13 protein-coding genes are annotated in these 13,797 nt (G+C 30.4%); 10 read left to right on the forward strand and 3 right to left on the reverse strand.

Annotated features, from left to right (window positions below; all coding sequences use genetic code 11):
- Positions 1–60: 60 nt before the first annotated feature.
- Positions 61–1,179, forward strand: a complete 1,119-nt coding sequence (locus tag VBY68_RS03905; RefSeq protein WP_415268943.1) for an alkene reductase — start codon at positions 61–63, stop codon at positions 1,177–1,179.
- A 114-nt stretch (positions 1,180–1,293) separates the two neighbouring features.
- On the forward strand, positions 1,294–2,577 hold the full coding sequence (locus VBY68_RS03910; protein WP_099214242.1) for an APC family permease: 1,284 nt from the start codon (positions 1,294–1,296) through the stop codon (positions 2,575–2,577).
- Between the two features lie 41 nt (positions 2,578–2,618).
- Here VBY68_RS03910 and VBY68_RS03915 read toward each other — a convergent pair whose 3' ends face one another.
- On the reverse strand, positions 2,619–3,653 hold the full coding sequence (locus tag VBY68_RS03915; RefSeq protein ID WP_415268944.1) for an RluA family pseudouridine synthase: 1,035 nt from the start codon (positions 3,651–3,653) through the stop codon (positions 2,619–2,621).
- Positions 3,654–3,669: 16 nt separating this feature from the next.
- On the reverse strand, positions 3,670–4,251 hold the full coding sequence (locus VBY68_RS03920) for a PASTA domain-containing protein (RefSeq protein WP_099214240.1): 582 nt from the start codon (positions 4,249–4,251) through the stop codon (positions 3,670–3,672).
- Between the two features lie 154 nt (positions 4,252–4,405).
- Here VBY68_RS03920 and VBY68_RS03925 point away from each other — a divergent pair, with 154 nt between their 5' ends.
- From VBY68_RS03925 to VBY68_RS03950, 6 genes are all read left to right on the forward strand, one after another.
- Positions 4,406–5,389 carry a D-alanine--D-alanine ligase gene (locus VBY68_RS03925; protein WP_415268945.1) on the forward strand — a complete coding sequence of 328 codons (984 nt, stop codon included), beginning with the start codon at positions 4,406–4,408 and terminating at the stop codon, positions 5,387–5,389.
- Positions 5,389–5,841: a pantetheine-phosphate adenylyltransferase gene (coaD, locus tag VBY68_RS03930; protein ID WP_099214238.1), complete on the forward strand. Its 453-nt coding sequence runs from the start codon at positions 5,389–5,391 to the stop codon at positions 5,839–5,841. The genes VBY68_RS03925 and coaD overlap by 1 nt, the downstream gene beginning before the upstream one ends.
- An 18-nt stretch (positions 5,842–5,859) precedes the next feature.
- The gene (locus VBY68_RS03935; protein ID WP_415268946.1) at positions 5,860–7,608 is read left to right on the forward strand and encodes a M14 family metallopeptidase; all 1,749 of its coding nucleotides are present in this window, start codon (positions 5,860–5,862) and stop codon (positions 7,606–7,608) included.
- Positions 7,609–7,670: 62 nt separating this feature from the next.
- Positions 7,671–8,189, forward strand: coding sequence for an RNA polymerase sigma factor (locus VBY68_RS03940; RefSeq protein WP_099214236.1), 519 nt, complete (start codon positions 7,671–7,673; stop codon positions 8,187–8,189).
- 73 nt (positions 8,190–8,262) lie between these two features.
- Positions 8,263–9,183: a FecR family protein gene (locus VBY68_RS03945; RefSeq protein ID WP_415268947.1), complete on the forward strand. Its 921-nt coding sequence runs from the start codon at positions 8,263–8,265 to the stop codon at positions 9,181–9,183.
- Complete coding sequence (locus VBY68_RS03950) at positions 9,180–11,552, forward strand: TonB-dependent receptor plug domain-containing protein (protein WP_273694528.1); 2,373 nt, start codon at positions 9,180–9,182, stop codon at positions 11,550–11,552. The genes VBY68_RS03945 and VBY68_RS03950 overlap by 4 nt, the downstream gene beginning before the upstream one ends.
- Before the next feature lie 39 nt (positions 11,553–11,591).
- On the opposite strand, the gene VBY68_RS03955 is transcribed toward VBY68_RS03950, so the two are convergent.
- Positions 11,592–12,767, reverse strand: coding sequence for a GlmU family protein (locus VBY68_RS03955; RefSeq protein ID WP_415268948.1), 1,176 nt, complete (start codon positions 12,765–12,767; stop codon positions 11,592–11,594).
- Positions 12,768–12,871: 104 nt separating this feature from the next.
- Between VBY68_RS03955 and VBY68_RS03960 the strand changes: the two genes are divergently transcribed.
- Positions 12,872–13,258 carry a 6-phosphogluconate dehydrogenase gene (locus VBY68_RS03960; protein WP_099214232.1) on the forward strand — a complete coding sequence of 129 codons (387 nt, stop codon included), beginning with the start codon at positions 12,872–12,874 and terminating at the stop codon, positions 13,256–13,258.
- Positions 13,248–13,796 carry an acyl-CoA thioesterase gene (locus VBY68_RS03965; RefSeq protein WP_415268949.1) on the forward strand — a complete coding sequence of 183 codons (549 nt, stop codon included), beginning with the start codon at positions 13,248–13,250 and terminating at the stop codon, positions 13,794–13,796. Before VBY68_RS03960 ends, VBY68_RS03965 begins: the two co-directional genes overlap by 11 nt.
- Position 13,797: the final 1 nt, after the last annotated feature.

A 13,797-nucleotide genomic window follows, 5' to 3' on the forward strand; every position in this document is an offset into this window, starting at 1 on the left:
AAACATAACTTTCAAACCATAGTAAATTTGTACTATTAAATAATTAAAACTTTGTAAATCATGGCTTTAAAAAAATTATATCAACCCTATAACAAGAATGGCTTAACATTAAAAAACAGATTTTTAATGGCTCCCATGACACGTTCCAGAAGTTCACAGCCTGGTGATATTCCTAATAAATTAATGGCTGAATATTATGGACAAAGAACTTCAGCAGGAATAATTATATCTGAAGCTACTCAAGTTTCACTACAAGGAAAAGGCTACGCTAAAACACCTGGAATTTATACACAAGAACAAATTGAAGGTTGGAAATTAATTACGAATGAAGTACATAAAAAAGGAAGTAAAATATTTTTACAATTATGGCATGTTGGTCGCGTATCTAGCGCTAAAGTAAACGGATTACAACCTATTGCTCCTTCTAAAAAAGCTGCTAAAGAAACTAGCGTTTATATTTTTGACGGTGCTCCAAATGGTGATGCAACTTTTGTATCTGTAGAAGAGCCTAGAGCAATGACTAAAGCTGATATTAATCAAGTAATAGAAGAATTCAGGATAGGAGCAAAAAATGCAATTGAAGCAGGTTTTGATGGTGTTGAAATTCATGGAGCCAATGGGTACTTAATAGACCAGTTTTTAAGAAGTAACTCTAACCAACGAACAGACGAATATGGAGGATCTAAAGAAAATAGAGTTCGATTACTAACCGAAATCACTCAAGCAGTTGCTCAGGAAGTAGGTAATGAAAAAACCGGGGTTCGCCTCTCCCCTTTTATTAGTTTTAAAGACATGAATGATCCCGAAATATTAGACACTATAATGATTGCTACCCAAGAGCTTGAAAAAATCGGAGTTACTTACTTGCATATATGTGAAGCTGATTGGGATGACGCTCCAAAAATCCCTAATAGTTTTAGAGATAACCTTCGTAAAACATTTAGTAAAACTATTATTGCTACTGGTAACAAAACACCTGAGCAAGGAGAAGATTTATTAGAAAAAGGACTAGTTGATTTAATTGGTTTTGGACGCAATTTTTTAACGAACCCTGATTATCCGATAAGAGTAAAACTAAACGCTCCATTAAACAAAATTACTGATACACATACGTTATTTGGTGGTGGGGATGCTAGAGGGTATACAGATTATCCGTTTTTGAAACAGGTAAACGATTAAAAAAGCACAAATAACTTGAATAAAACACTCCTTTTTCTAATAATTCTGATTAATCAATCTTTAAAAATAAATAAGTACTTTAGTGGCTGTTACATTAACTAACAGTCACTAACTATGTCTAAAAAAATTGGATTAAAAGAAGCTATTTCAATAGGGATTGGTGGTATGGTAGGCGGTGGTATTTTTGCCGTTTTAGGTCTAGCTGTTTTACTTGCTAAAGGAGGAACTCCAATTGCTTTTTTACTTGCAGGAATACTAGCTTTATTAACCTCATATAGCTATGTAAATCTTTCAAAAAAATATCCAGATAGAGGTGGCACTGTAAAATTTATTAATCAAGGTTTTGGAAGAACCATTTTTAGCGGAGCTATTAACAATCTTTTATGGGTAAGCTATATTGTAATGCTTTCTTTATATGCTTCTGCTTTTGGCTCTTATGCTCCTAACCTATGGGAAATAACTCAAAACAAAACAATCAACTTTCATATATATGCTAGTGCTATTATTATTATAGCTACAGCAATTAACTACTACAGTATTGCTGTAGTGGGAAAAATTGAATCATACGCAGTAGTTATTAAACTTATAATTCTTATTGGTTTTATTGCCATCGGAGCTTATGGACTAATAGGAAATCCTAATATGGCTCAACTATCTATTAGTAACTGGGAAAACCCTATCAAATTATTTGCTGGTGGTATGGTTATTTTTGTTGCCTATGAAGGCTTTGAGTTAATAGCCAATGCTGCTCCCGATATTTTAAATCCTGAAAAAAACATATCAAAAGCTTATTACTACTCTGTAATATTTGTAATTGTGTTGTACATTATCATTGCTCTTGTTACTGTAGGTTCTCTCCCATTTAATCAAATTGCCAAAGCGCAAGATTATGTACTAGCAGAAGCCGCTAAACCAATGTTAGGACAAGTAGGATTTACTATCATAACCATAGCTGCATTAATTTCTACTTTCTCTGCCATTAATGCTTCATTATATGGAGGTAGTAAAGTTAACTATGAAATTGCTGAAGATGATGAATTACCACATCATTTTCTTGCCAAATTTTGGAATCAACCTATCGGATTACTAATTACCGCTATAGCAACTCTAGTATTAGTTAACACATTAAATTTAGAAAGTATATCTACTGCTGGTAGTGTTGGCTTCATCCTTATTTTCGGAATTGTAAATTACGTAGGTTTTAAACTTTCAAAAGAAACAGGTGCTAATAAAATAATTCCTTTATTAGGATGTTTTTTATGTGTAATTGCTCTAGTTATTCTAATCAAACAACAACTTCAATCGAATCTAATTGGAGTATTTGTATCTCTTGGAATTATTACCCTATGTTTTATTATTGAGTGGATTTATAAGAAAAATGAAACAAAGGCTATATAAAATGAATTCATTTTATATAGCCTTTTCCTTTGAATAAGTTTTTATTCTTCCAATTTAGAATGCTCAGAATACGTACGCCATTTCTCTAAACAAGCGGTAATATCTTCAGGTACTTCAGAATCAAACTTTAGAAATTCTCCAGTGGTTGGATGCGTAAAACCTAACGTTTTTGCATGTAAAGCTTGTCTTGGTAATATTTTAAAACAATTATCTACAAATTGTTTGTATTTAGTAAATGTAGTTCCCTTTAAAATTGCGTTACCTCCATAACGCTCATCGTTAAAAAGTGTGTGACCAATATGCTTAAAATGAGCTCTAATTTGATGCGTTCTACCCGTTTCTAACTTACATTGCACTAATGTTACATACGTAAGTCTTTCTAACACTTTATAATGAGTTACTGCATGCTTACCATGCTCTCCATCAGGGAAAACATCCATTTGTAAGCGATTTTTAAAGCTACGACCTATATTTCCTTCAATAGTTCCTTCACCCTCTTCTATATTCCCCCAAACTAAAGCGTAATATAAACGTTCTGTAGTACGATCAAAAAATTGCTTAGATAAATGAGCCATTGCATACTCAGTTTTTGCAACAACCAACAACCCACTAGTATCTTTATCAATTCGATGTACTAAACCAGGGCGCTCATTAGAATTCTTTGGTAAGTTTTCTATATGGTGAATCAGTCCATTTACTAACGTACCTGAATAATTTCCATGACCAGGATGTACTACCATACCTGCTGGCTTATTCACCACTATTACTTCATCATCCTCATACACTATATCAATAGGAATATCTTCTGCTACTAATAAGTTTTCGTGAGGTGGATATGTTAATACCACTCTAACAACATCCTTAGGTTTTACTTTGTAATTTGGTTTTACAGCAACATCATTTACTAAAACATTTCCTGCTTTAGCTGCTTGCTGTATTTTATTTCGAGTAGCATTTTCAATAAAATTCATTAAAAACTTATCTACTCGTAATGGTACTTGACCATCTGTTGCTACAAACCTATGATGTTCATATAAATCATCATTCTCTATCTCTGGAGTATTATCTTCCTGCATCAATCAGTTATAAAAATTAGTATCCATTACCATCACCTAAAATCAAGTCGATGGTTGTTTGTTTTGGTAACTTAGTTCCTGGCTCTATTTTTTGTCCGTTATGTTTTAATCCACGAACCACATCTTTTCCTATATCATGAACCCAAGTAACATTCGTTCCAACTTTAAACCCTATTGAGCGTAGATGTGTTGTTGCCTGACGTCTGGTACGCCCATTTAAATTAGGAACTTCTACATCTCTATATTTAGATGGATTTAATGTTAAATATATTTTACGCTTTTCTTTTACAAAATCACCTGCTTCCGGATCTTGTTCAATAATTGATTTTTTTGGATATTCAGGATTATAGCTTGCACTATCAATTACCACAAAATCTAAATTTAATTCACTTAGTTTTTGCTCAACATCAGCTAATGACATTTTATGCAAATCAGGCACTTGTATTTTTTGATTGTGGTTTGTTGTAACTCCTAACCACCATTGTAATACAAATACAAAAACTAGTATTGAAACAACTGCTATAATTATGTTTTTTAAAAAAGATTTACTTTTTATAAATTGAAATAAACCTCCAGTTTTTTCTGTAAAATTACTCATATCATTTTTTTGTAAGATCGCACAAATTTACAGTAAAAATATTACTATTTTAAATTCGACAAGTCTTAAACGAGTTTTTTTGGTAAGTTTGTATAATCCAATGATTGGATTTTAGACAAACAATGATAAAAACAGTAATTGAAATACATTTGAAGTGAAAAAAAACATCGCTATTATTATGGGAGGTTATTCCTCAGAAGTAGGAATTTCTCTAAAAAGTGGTAATGTAGTTTACAAACATATTGATAAAGAAAAGTATAACGCTTTTAAAGTTCATATTTTAGAAAATAAATGGGTATATGTTGATGATAATAATGTAGAATATCCAATAAATAGAGAAAATTTTTCAGTTGAAGTTAAAGAGCAAAAAATCACATTCGATTGTGTTTTTAATGCTATTCACGGTACACCGGGTGAAAACGGAATTATCTTAGCCTATTTTGATCTTATTGGCATAAAACACACCTCTGCCCCATTCTATCAAATGGCCTTAACCTTTAATAAACGTGATACCTTAAGCGTGGTAAAACAATATGGAATAGCAACTGCTATTTCTATATACCTAAACAAGGGGGATGAAATAGATTGTGATGCTTTCATACAAAAAGTGGGACTTCCTTGCTTTGTAAAACCAAATGGTGCGGGTTCTAGTTTTGGTATATCGAAAGTATATACTAAAGAAGAGTTAATTCCTGCTATAGAAAAAGCATATGAAGAAGATACTGAAATATTAATTGAAAGCTTTTTAGACGGAACTGAGGTTTCTGTTGGAGTAATTCAATATAAAGGAGTAACAAAAGTACTACCAATAACAGAAATTGTTTCAGAAAATGATTTTTTCGATTATAAAGCTAAATATGAAGGAGAGTCACAAGAAATTACTCCTGCACGTTTAACTGACTCTCAAAGAAAAAGAGTTAAAGAAGTAGCTAAGCGTGTATATGAAATTTTAAACATGCGTGGTTTTTCTCGTTCTGAATATATTTTGGTTAACGATGAGCCACATTTTATAGAAATGAATACTGTTCCTGGGTTAACTGAGGCAAGTATTTTACCACAGCAAGCCAATCATGCGGGTATTACTTTAACGGAATTATTCGGAAATGCTATTGAAATGGCTTTAAATGACAAAATATAATGAAAAGAGCAATTTTTCCTGGATCTTTTGATCCAATAACTTTAGGACACTTAGATATTATTGAACGTGGTGTTACCCTTTTTGATGAGTTAATCATCGCAATTGGTGTAAATGCAGATAAAAAATACATGTTTTCATTAGAAGAACGCCAACGTTTTATAGAAGAGACTTTTAAACACGAGCCAAAAATAAAAGTGCTTACCTATAGTGGGCTTACCGTGAACTTTTGTAAAGAGCAAGATGCTCAATTTATTTTAAGAGGTTTACGTAATCCTGCCGATTTTGAGTTTGAAAAAGCTATTGCACATACTAATAGAAAACTTTCTGAAATAGAGACTGTATTTTTACTAACCTCCTCGGGTAAAAGTTATATTTCTTCATCAATTGTAAGAGATGTAATCAGAAATAATGGTGACTATACAGGATTAGTACCTGACGCAGTTAGAATTTAAACTTTTAAATACGTTACTTTGAAAAAACTATTTGTACTACTACTAATAATTACTGTTGCTTGTAAATCAGAATCAACAAAAAAGAATAACGATTTCACTACACTGTTTGAAACATCTAACGGAACAGAAACTCCTAAGTATCAAGAAGTAATTTCTTTTTATGAACGTTTAGCTGAAATATACCCTGAAATTTCTTTGTTTGAAATAGGTACTACAGATATTGGAAAACCTTTACATTTAGTTGTTTTCAATGCCGATGGAAAAACCAATATTAAAGCACTCAAGAACTCTTCAAAAAATAGAGTTTTAATTAATAATGGTATTCACCCTGGAGAATCTGACGGAATTGATGCATCAATGTTACTATTAAGAAACATTGTTCAAAATGACTCTTTAAAAAGCAAATACAAAAATTCTTTGATTTGTATAATTCCTGTATATAATATTGGTGGTGCATTCAACAGAAACTCATACACAAGAGCCAATCAAAACGGACCAAAAGAATACGGTTTTAGAGGAAATGCTCGTAATTACGATTTGAATCGTGACTTTATTAAACAGGATACCAAAAACGCCGCTGCTTTTGCTGAGATTTTTCACACTGTAAATCCCGATGTTTTTATTGATAATCACGTAAGTAATGGCGCTGATTATCAGTATGCTATTACTCATTTATTCACTCAACATAATAAATTAGGAGGAAAACTTGGTGAGTTCATTGAAACAAAAATGCGTCCTCAAATAGAACAGTCTTTAACAAAAAAAGATATTATTATTACTCCTTATGTAAATGTTTGGGGAACAACTCCAGAAAGTGGTTGGTCACAGTTTTTCGATTCACCTAGGTATTCTACTGGTTACACTACCCTATTCAACACGTTAGGATTAATGGTTGAAACTCATATGTTAAAACCGTATAAAATTAGAGTAGAACAAACCTATGAGCTATTATTTTCTACTTTAGATTTTTCTAAAGAAAACAGCGCCAAAATAAAAAGTTTACGAAAAAAAGCTGTTGAAGAAGTTATTAATAAAAAAACGTATCCTATTTCTTTTAAAGTCGATAAAAATTCTCCTAATGCGTTACATTTTAAAGGTTATGAAGGTTCACTTATAGACAGCAAAGTAACTAATGGAAAGCGTTTGTTTTATGATAGAACAAAACCTTATAATAAAAAGGTGTCCTATTATAACAACTTTATTTCTACCAAAGAAATTACAATTCCAAAAGCATATATTTTACAAAAAGGTTGGCATAATGTTGTAGATCGATTACAAAATAATAAAATTGATTTTACTCGTTTTCAAAAAGATACCATATTAACTGTCGAAGTTCAACACATTAAAGAATTTGAAACTCGAAAAATGGCATACGAAGGTCATTATTTACATTATAATACTGAAGTTGAAAAAACAGGAAATCAACAAATTAAATTTTCTAAAGGAGATATTTATATTCCAACAAATCAACCAGGAATACGTTATATTTTAGAAACCTTAGAGGCAGAAGCTCCTGATTCTTTTTTTAACTGGAACTTCTTTGATACTATATTACAACAAAAAGAAGGATATTCTTCTTACGTTTTTGAAGATATTGCTGAAGACTTTTTAAACAATAACCCTATAATAAAACAAGAGTTTTTAGAGAAGTTAAAATCTGAGGAAGATTTTGCTAAAAATCCACAAGCACAGTTGTATTGGGTTTACAAAAAAACTCCACATTACGAAAAAGCACACAAAAAACTACCTATTTATAAGTTATATTAATAATTTTTTAACCTCTTAATTACATTTTCATACATTTGCTGTTGATTAAGAATTTAATCTAAATGAATAAAGAACCCTTAAAGTCTGTTTGTGAGCAGAATAATTTTAAAGAAATTTTTAATCAGCACTCACAAACATTAAGAAATTATATATATTATAAGTGCGGTGATACTCAGCAAGCTGAAGACATCGTACAGGAAGCGTATATAAAATTATGGAATAATTGCTCTAAAGTTTATTTTGAAAAAGCTAAATCTTACCTGTATACAGTAGCTAATAATCATTTTTTAAATGATGTAGCTCACAAAAAGGTTGTATTAGAGCATCAAAAACAAAGTGTTTCTTCTGGTAAGACTAATGAAACACCTCAATTTCTTTTAGAAGAAGAAGAATTTCATTCAAAATTAAAAAAAGCCATTGCCGACTTACCAGAAAAGCAAAGAGAAGTTTTTTTACTTAGTCGAATAGACAAAAAAAAGTATAGTGAAATTGCTGATATAGTTGGAGTTTCTGTGAAAGCAGTAGAAAAAAGAATGAGCAAAGCTCTGCTTACTTTAAAAGAGCAAATAGGTAAAGTGTAATAAAAAACAATATTTGTAGTAGGGTAATTAGTCTTTTACTTGTTTTTAATACAAATAGCACGAATAATAGGAAATGAAAATAAATTATAAAGATGAAACTTTTTTAGCGAGATGGATAGCCAATGAGCTATCGGCTGAAGAATTGAAAGAGTTTCAACAAACCGAAGTTTATCATCAATTTAAAGCTATTGATGATGCTTCACAATTATTAAAAGCTCCTTCCTATAATAAAGAAGATGCTTTTAATAAAATTCAAACAAACTTAGAGCCAACAAAAACTAACAAAAAAGTAGTAAAATTAATCCCTACTTGGATGTATGGTGCAGTTGCATCTATAGCTTTGTTAATTAGTTTTTTATACTTTAATAATAATACAACTGATTTTTCTACAGGTTATGGAGAACAACTAACAATTACTTTACCTGACAACTCTAAAGCACATTTATCACCTAAATCTGAAATAACATACAAAAAACAAAATTGGGAAGATAAAAGAGAGTTATCTTTAAAAGGAAAGGCTTATTTCGAAGTAGAAAAAGGAAAATCTTTTACTGTAAAATCTAATGAAGGTAATGTTACAGTGTTAGGAACTAAGTTTACTGTAAACACTTCAGAAAATTATTTTGAAGTTAAATGTTATGAAGGTAAAGTAAAAGTTACTTCAAAAAATAAAGAAGAAGTAATTTTAACTAAAGGAAAAGCCTTCAGAAACTATAGTAACTCTAGTGAAAAATGGGAGTTTGTAGATACTACTCCTTCTTGGGTAGAAGGCGAAAGTTCTTTTAACAACACTCCTTTACATCAAGTTATAAAAGCTTTAGAAAATCAATTTAAATTAAAATTTGACGCTTCAAGAATAGATACCTCTCAACGCTTTACAGGTACTTTTACACATGAAGATGTTAATATAGCATTGCAAACTGTTTTTGCTCCTATGAAAATTTCTTATAAATTAGCAGAAAATAGTTCAGTTATATTGACATATAGTAAATGAAGATAAAATTAAGTGTACTTTTTATATGCTTAGCGATGTCTATTTTTTCTCAAGAAAAGGTAGACATTTCTTTTATTGATACACCTTTGTTGGATGTATTAAAAGAAACTGAAACCAATTTTGGTGTAAAGTTTTCTTTTAATACAGAGATAATTCGTGGAAAAAACTTTTCTTTTAAAAAGAAAAAATGTGAGCTAGTATACCTTATAGGTGAAATTGAGCGTCAAACTCCTTTAATTTTTAACCAAATTAATGAGCGTTATTACTACATAACCAAAAACTCTAATTTTAAGCTTAACGAATACAACCTTTTAAAAGAAATTCTTGTAACAAACTATATTACCTCTGGTATTAATAAAAAGAAAAATGGAGCTATATCCATACTCCCTAAACAATTAGGTGTTTTACCTGGTTTAACAGAACCAGATGTATTAGAAAGTTTAAAAATTATCCCTGGTGTTCAAAGTCCAAACGAAACAGCAGCAGGTATTTATATAAGAGGCGGTACACCACACCAAAACTTAGTTTTGTGGGATGGTATAAAAATGTATTATTCTGGGCATTTCTTTGGAATGATCTCTGCTTTTAACCCTTATACTACCAAAGAAGTTACCTTATCTAAAAGTGGTACAGGAGCAAGATATGGAAATAGGGTTTCTGGTGTAATAGATATCAAAACAACAGAAAAAATACCAAATAAAATTACGGGAAATTTTGGTTTGAACATGACTCATGCTGATGCACTTATAACTATTCCGTTTTCAGAAAAAACAGCGCTTTCTTTTTCTGCTAGGAGATCTTTTTCTGATATTTTAAAAACATTCACTTTTGATAAATTATCTATGCGTGTTTTTCAAACATTTGATGATAATCAAGAGAATCAAATTCTAGATAAAAACATTAAGTTTGATAGAAATAATAAGTTTAAATTTTTAGACTACACTACAAAGTTTATATATAAACCTAATGAAGAGGAGTCTTTAAGCATAAGTTTCTTACATACAAAAAATCAAATGTTTAATGATTTTACTATTCCAATTTACCAAGACAAATACAATGATAAATTAGATATCGATAATACTGGTATAAGCGTTAATTGGAAGAAACAATCATCTGAAAAAAAGACTCATAGTATAAAAAGTTATTTTTCTAGTTTTCACTTAGATTATGTAGGTAATTACAACTATATAGATGATTATCTTATTTTATTATCTACCAAAAATAATTCCTTAACTGATTTTGGTATTTCATATAATATGAACTATTCTTTTAATGATAGAACTGATTTGTTTTGGGGTTATGACTTTACATCAACAAAAGCGGCTTATGAATTAAAATATTTAGCTGACGTAGAAGGTGAAAACCGATATTCATCAGAACAAAAAGATAAAGGAACAAACAACACTCATTCTATTTTTGCTGAGTATTTATATGATAACGATGATTGGAATCTAAACTCTGGAGTCAGATTTAATTATTTTTCTAAAATTGACAAACTTGTTTTAGAGCCTAGATTGTATTTTGAAAAAAAAATTGCTTCAAATTTAAGTGTTAAGGCTTCTTTTGAACAAAAGCATCAAACTTTAAGTCAAATTATAGAATTTCAAACCTCTAGCTTAGGATTCGATTTAGAGAACCAAATATGGGCTCAGGTTAATAACGATGATATTCCTCTTCAAAAAAGTTTACAGATTTCAACTGGGCTCCTTTTTAACAAAGACAATTGGAAAATAGATATAGAACCTTATTATAAAAAAGTTAGCGGTATGACATCGCAAACAAGTGGTTATAACGATCAAACTGATGACTTTTCTAATGGTAAAGGGAAAGTATATGGTATTGATTTACTAATTAATAAAAAATTTAATAATTACAGAACCTGGGTTAACTATTCATACACTAAAAATAGATTTAAGTTCCTAGACTTAGAGAATAAGTTTTTCCCAGCAAATCATGATATTACTAACTATTTTTCATGGTCTCATGCCTATAAATTAAATAATTACGAATTTTCTCTTGGATGGATCTACAGAACTGGTAATCCTTATACTGCTGTTAAAGAATTTTATACAGATGATGATGGTGCTCCTTATATTAACTTAGACTCAGATAACATTAATGCACTTAGACTTCCTAATTATAGTCGAATAGACGCCTCTATGACGTATTCATTTAATTTTTCTGAAAGATGGAAAGGTAAATTCGGCTTCTCTTTACTTAATATATTTAATAATAAAAATATTTTAAGTAGAACTTATAACGCTATTCCTATTAGAAACTCAGATAATGAAATTGAATACAAATTAAAAGAAGTAAACAAAATGTCTTTGGGTGTTACTCCTAATCTGGTTTTTAGAGTTCGTTTTTAACTAAAAAAGACTTTACAAAATGTAAAGCCTTTTTATGATTTAATAGTTTCTATATTGTTTTGTTTCTTCAAAAACGTGTTCTAGAATTTGTTTTTCTCTTTCATCAAATTCAATACCTCTTCTTTTCATTACCACATCTGCAACTTCAAAAACTTTATTTGTTTTGTATTCAGTAAACCCTGAAGCTCCTCCCCAACTAAATGAAGGAACAAAATTTCTTGGGAACCCACTTCCAAAAATGTTTGTAGAAACACCAACAACTGTTCCTGTATTAAACATCGTATTAATTCCGCATTTTGAATGATCTCCCATCATTAACCCACAAAACTGCAATCCTGTTTTAGCAAAACGCCCAGTTTCATAATTCCATAACTTAACTTCAGCATAGTTATTTTTAAGGTTAGAGTTATTACTATCAGCTCCTATATTACACCATTCACCTAACACAGAATTTCCTAAAAATCCGTCGTGCCCCTTATTTGAGTATCCAAATAAAACTGAATTATTTACCTCTCCCCCTACTTTACTATAAGGTCCTAAAGTCGTAGCTCCGTATATTTTTGCTCCTAATTTTAATACTGAATGTTCACACATTGCTAGTGCTCCTCTTACCACAACACCTTCCATGATTTCAGCATTTTCACCTATATAAATCGGTCCTGTAGAAGCATTTAACGTAGCAAAAGTTAGCTTTGCTCCTTTTTCAACAAATATGTCATTTCTATTAACACAATTAACAGTCTCAGGAATTGGTTGTGATTTTCTACCTTCGGTAATTAACTCAAAATCTGCACGAATAGCTTTATCATTTAATGAAAAAATATCCCAAGTATTTTTTACTTGAATAATATCATCTTCAAACTCAATTTGATCGTAAGAAGAAAAATCAACTTCATCTTGATTATCTGTTGTGTAAAAGGCAATTACATCTTCACCTTTAAAAATAGCTTGATTAGCTTGTAGGTTTTTAACCATTTCAACCAAAGGTTTTGTTGGTAAAAAAGAAGCATTTAACAATACATTTTTTTCCATTTCAACCATAGGGTATTTCTCTTCTAAATACTCTTCTGTTACAGTTGTAGTTGTTAAACCTAAGTATTTTTCCCACTTTTCTCTAATAGTCAAAATCCCTATTCTTATATCAGCTACAGGTCTTGTATATGTAAATGGTAGTAAGGCTGTGCGTACATCACCATCAAATAAAATATAATTCATATTCATCATTTTTTGAAGCAACACAAACTTACCACTTTCAATTCATTTTACAAGTCAAAATATAAACCTTACTTTTGTTATTATACATTCTTCAATATATTACTATGAAAAAAATTTTAGGATTAATTTTAATTGGTATTGCTCTTATAGCAGCCCTATACTATGCTTTTATTTATTTTGTTCCCTATAGTGAAGGTGTTCGCTCTGGTGAACTCATAAAAATTAGCTATAAAGGTGTAGTAGTAAAAACTTGGGAAGGTGAAATTAGCCAAGGTATTTCTGGAGCGCAAATTTTTGCTTTTTCAGTAGAAGACAATCAAAAAGAAGTTATTGAAAAACTTCAAGAATACCAAGGTCGCTATGTAAAAGTTACATACAAAGAGCGTTTTGGAACTTTCTTTTGGTTAGGTGACACAAAGTATTTTATAACTCATGTTGAAGAAGAACAATCTCCTCACTTTAGAGGAATAAGAAAAGATAATGAACAATAATATTTATAGAAATATAGAAGATACTCGCATTACTATTTCTGAGTTAATGCTTCCTTCCCACGCTAACTTTAGTGGTAAAATTCACGGAGGTTACATTTTAAAGTTAATGGATCAAATTGCTTTTGCATGTGCCTCTAAACATTCTGGAACTTATTGCGTAACAGCATCAGTAGATACTGTTAACTTTATAAATCCTATTGAAGTAGGTGAATTAGTTACTATGAAAGCCTCAATTAATTATGTCGGTAAAACTTCAATGGTAGTTGGTATACGAGTAGAGGCACAAAATATACAAACAGGAAACACTAAACACTGTAATTCTTCTTATTTTACCATGGTAGCAAAAAAAGATGATGGTGACAATGCCAAAGTTCCTGGAATTATTATTAATGATGATAATGAAATGCGTCGCTTCCTAGAGGCTATTCATAGAATTAAAATGAAAAAAAATAGACAAGAGAAGTTTGATAATGATAATTTTACTGCTCAAAACTACATTGAGGAGCTTAAAAATTACAATGTGAAGATTGAGTTATAAC

This window comes from Tenacibaculum ascidiaceicola (assembly GCF_047470925.1).
In the GTDB taxonomy this organism is placed as follows: Bacteria; Bacteroidota; Bacteroidia; order Flavobacteriales; family Flavobacteriaceae; genus Polaribacter; species Polaribacter discolor.

What these genes read in the sequence shown, in the direction of transcription:
- VBY68_RS03920 (WP_099214240.1), bottom strand. Translation starts at nt 4,251, where the DNA reads ATGAGTAATTTTACAGAAAAAACTGGAGGTTTATTTCAATTTATAAAA.
- VBY68_RS03965 (WP_415268949.1), top strand. Translation starts at nt 13,248, where the DNA reads ATGAACAATAATATTTATAGAAATATAGAAGATACTCGCATTACTATT.
- VBY68_RS03905 (WP_415268943.1), top strand. Translation starts at nt 61, where the DNA reads ATGGCTTTAAAAAAATTATATCAACCCTATAACAAGAATGGCTTAACA.
- VBY68_RS03945 (WP_415268947.1), top strand. Translation starts at nt 8,263, where the DNA reads ATGAAAATAAATTATAAAGATGAAACTTTTTTAGCGAGATGGATAGCC.
- VBY68_RS03950 (WP_273694528.1), top strand. Translation starts at nt 9,180, where the DNA reads ATGAAGATAAAATTAAGTGTACTTTTTATATGCTTAGCGATGTCTATT.
- VBY68_RS03940 (WP_099214236.1), top strand. Translation starts at nt 7,671, where the DNA reads ATGAATAAAGAACCCTTAAAGTCTGTTTGTGAGCAGAATAATTTTAAA.
- VBY68_RS03960 (WP_099214232.1), top strand. Translation starts at nt 12,872, where the DNA reads ATGAAAAAAATTTTAGGATTAATTTTAATTGGTATTGCTCTTATAGCA.
- VBY68_RS03910 (WP_099214242.1), top strand. Translation starts at nt 1,294, where the DNA reads ATGTCTAAAAAAATTGGATTAAAAGAAGCTATTTCAATAGGGATTGGT.
- VBY68_RS03955 (WP_415268948.1), bottom strand. Translation starts at nt 12,767, where the DNA reads ATGAATTATATTTTATTTGATGGTGATGTACGCACAGCCTTACTACCA.
- VBY68_RS03915 (WP_415268944.1), bottom strand. Translation starts at nt 3,653, where the DNA reads ATGCAGGAAGATAATACTCCAGAGATAGAGAATGATGATTTATATGAA.
- coaD (WP_099214238.1), top strand. Translation starts at nt 5,389, where the DNA reads ATGAAAAGAGCAATTTTTCCTGGATCTTTTGATCCAATAACTTTAGGA.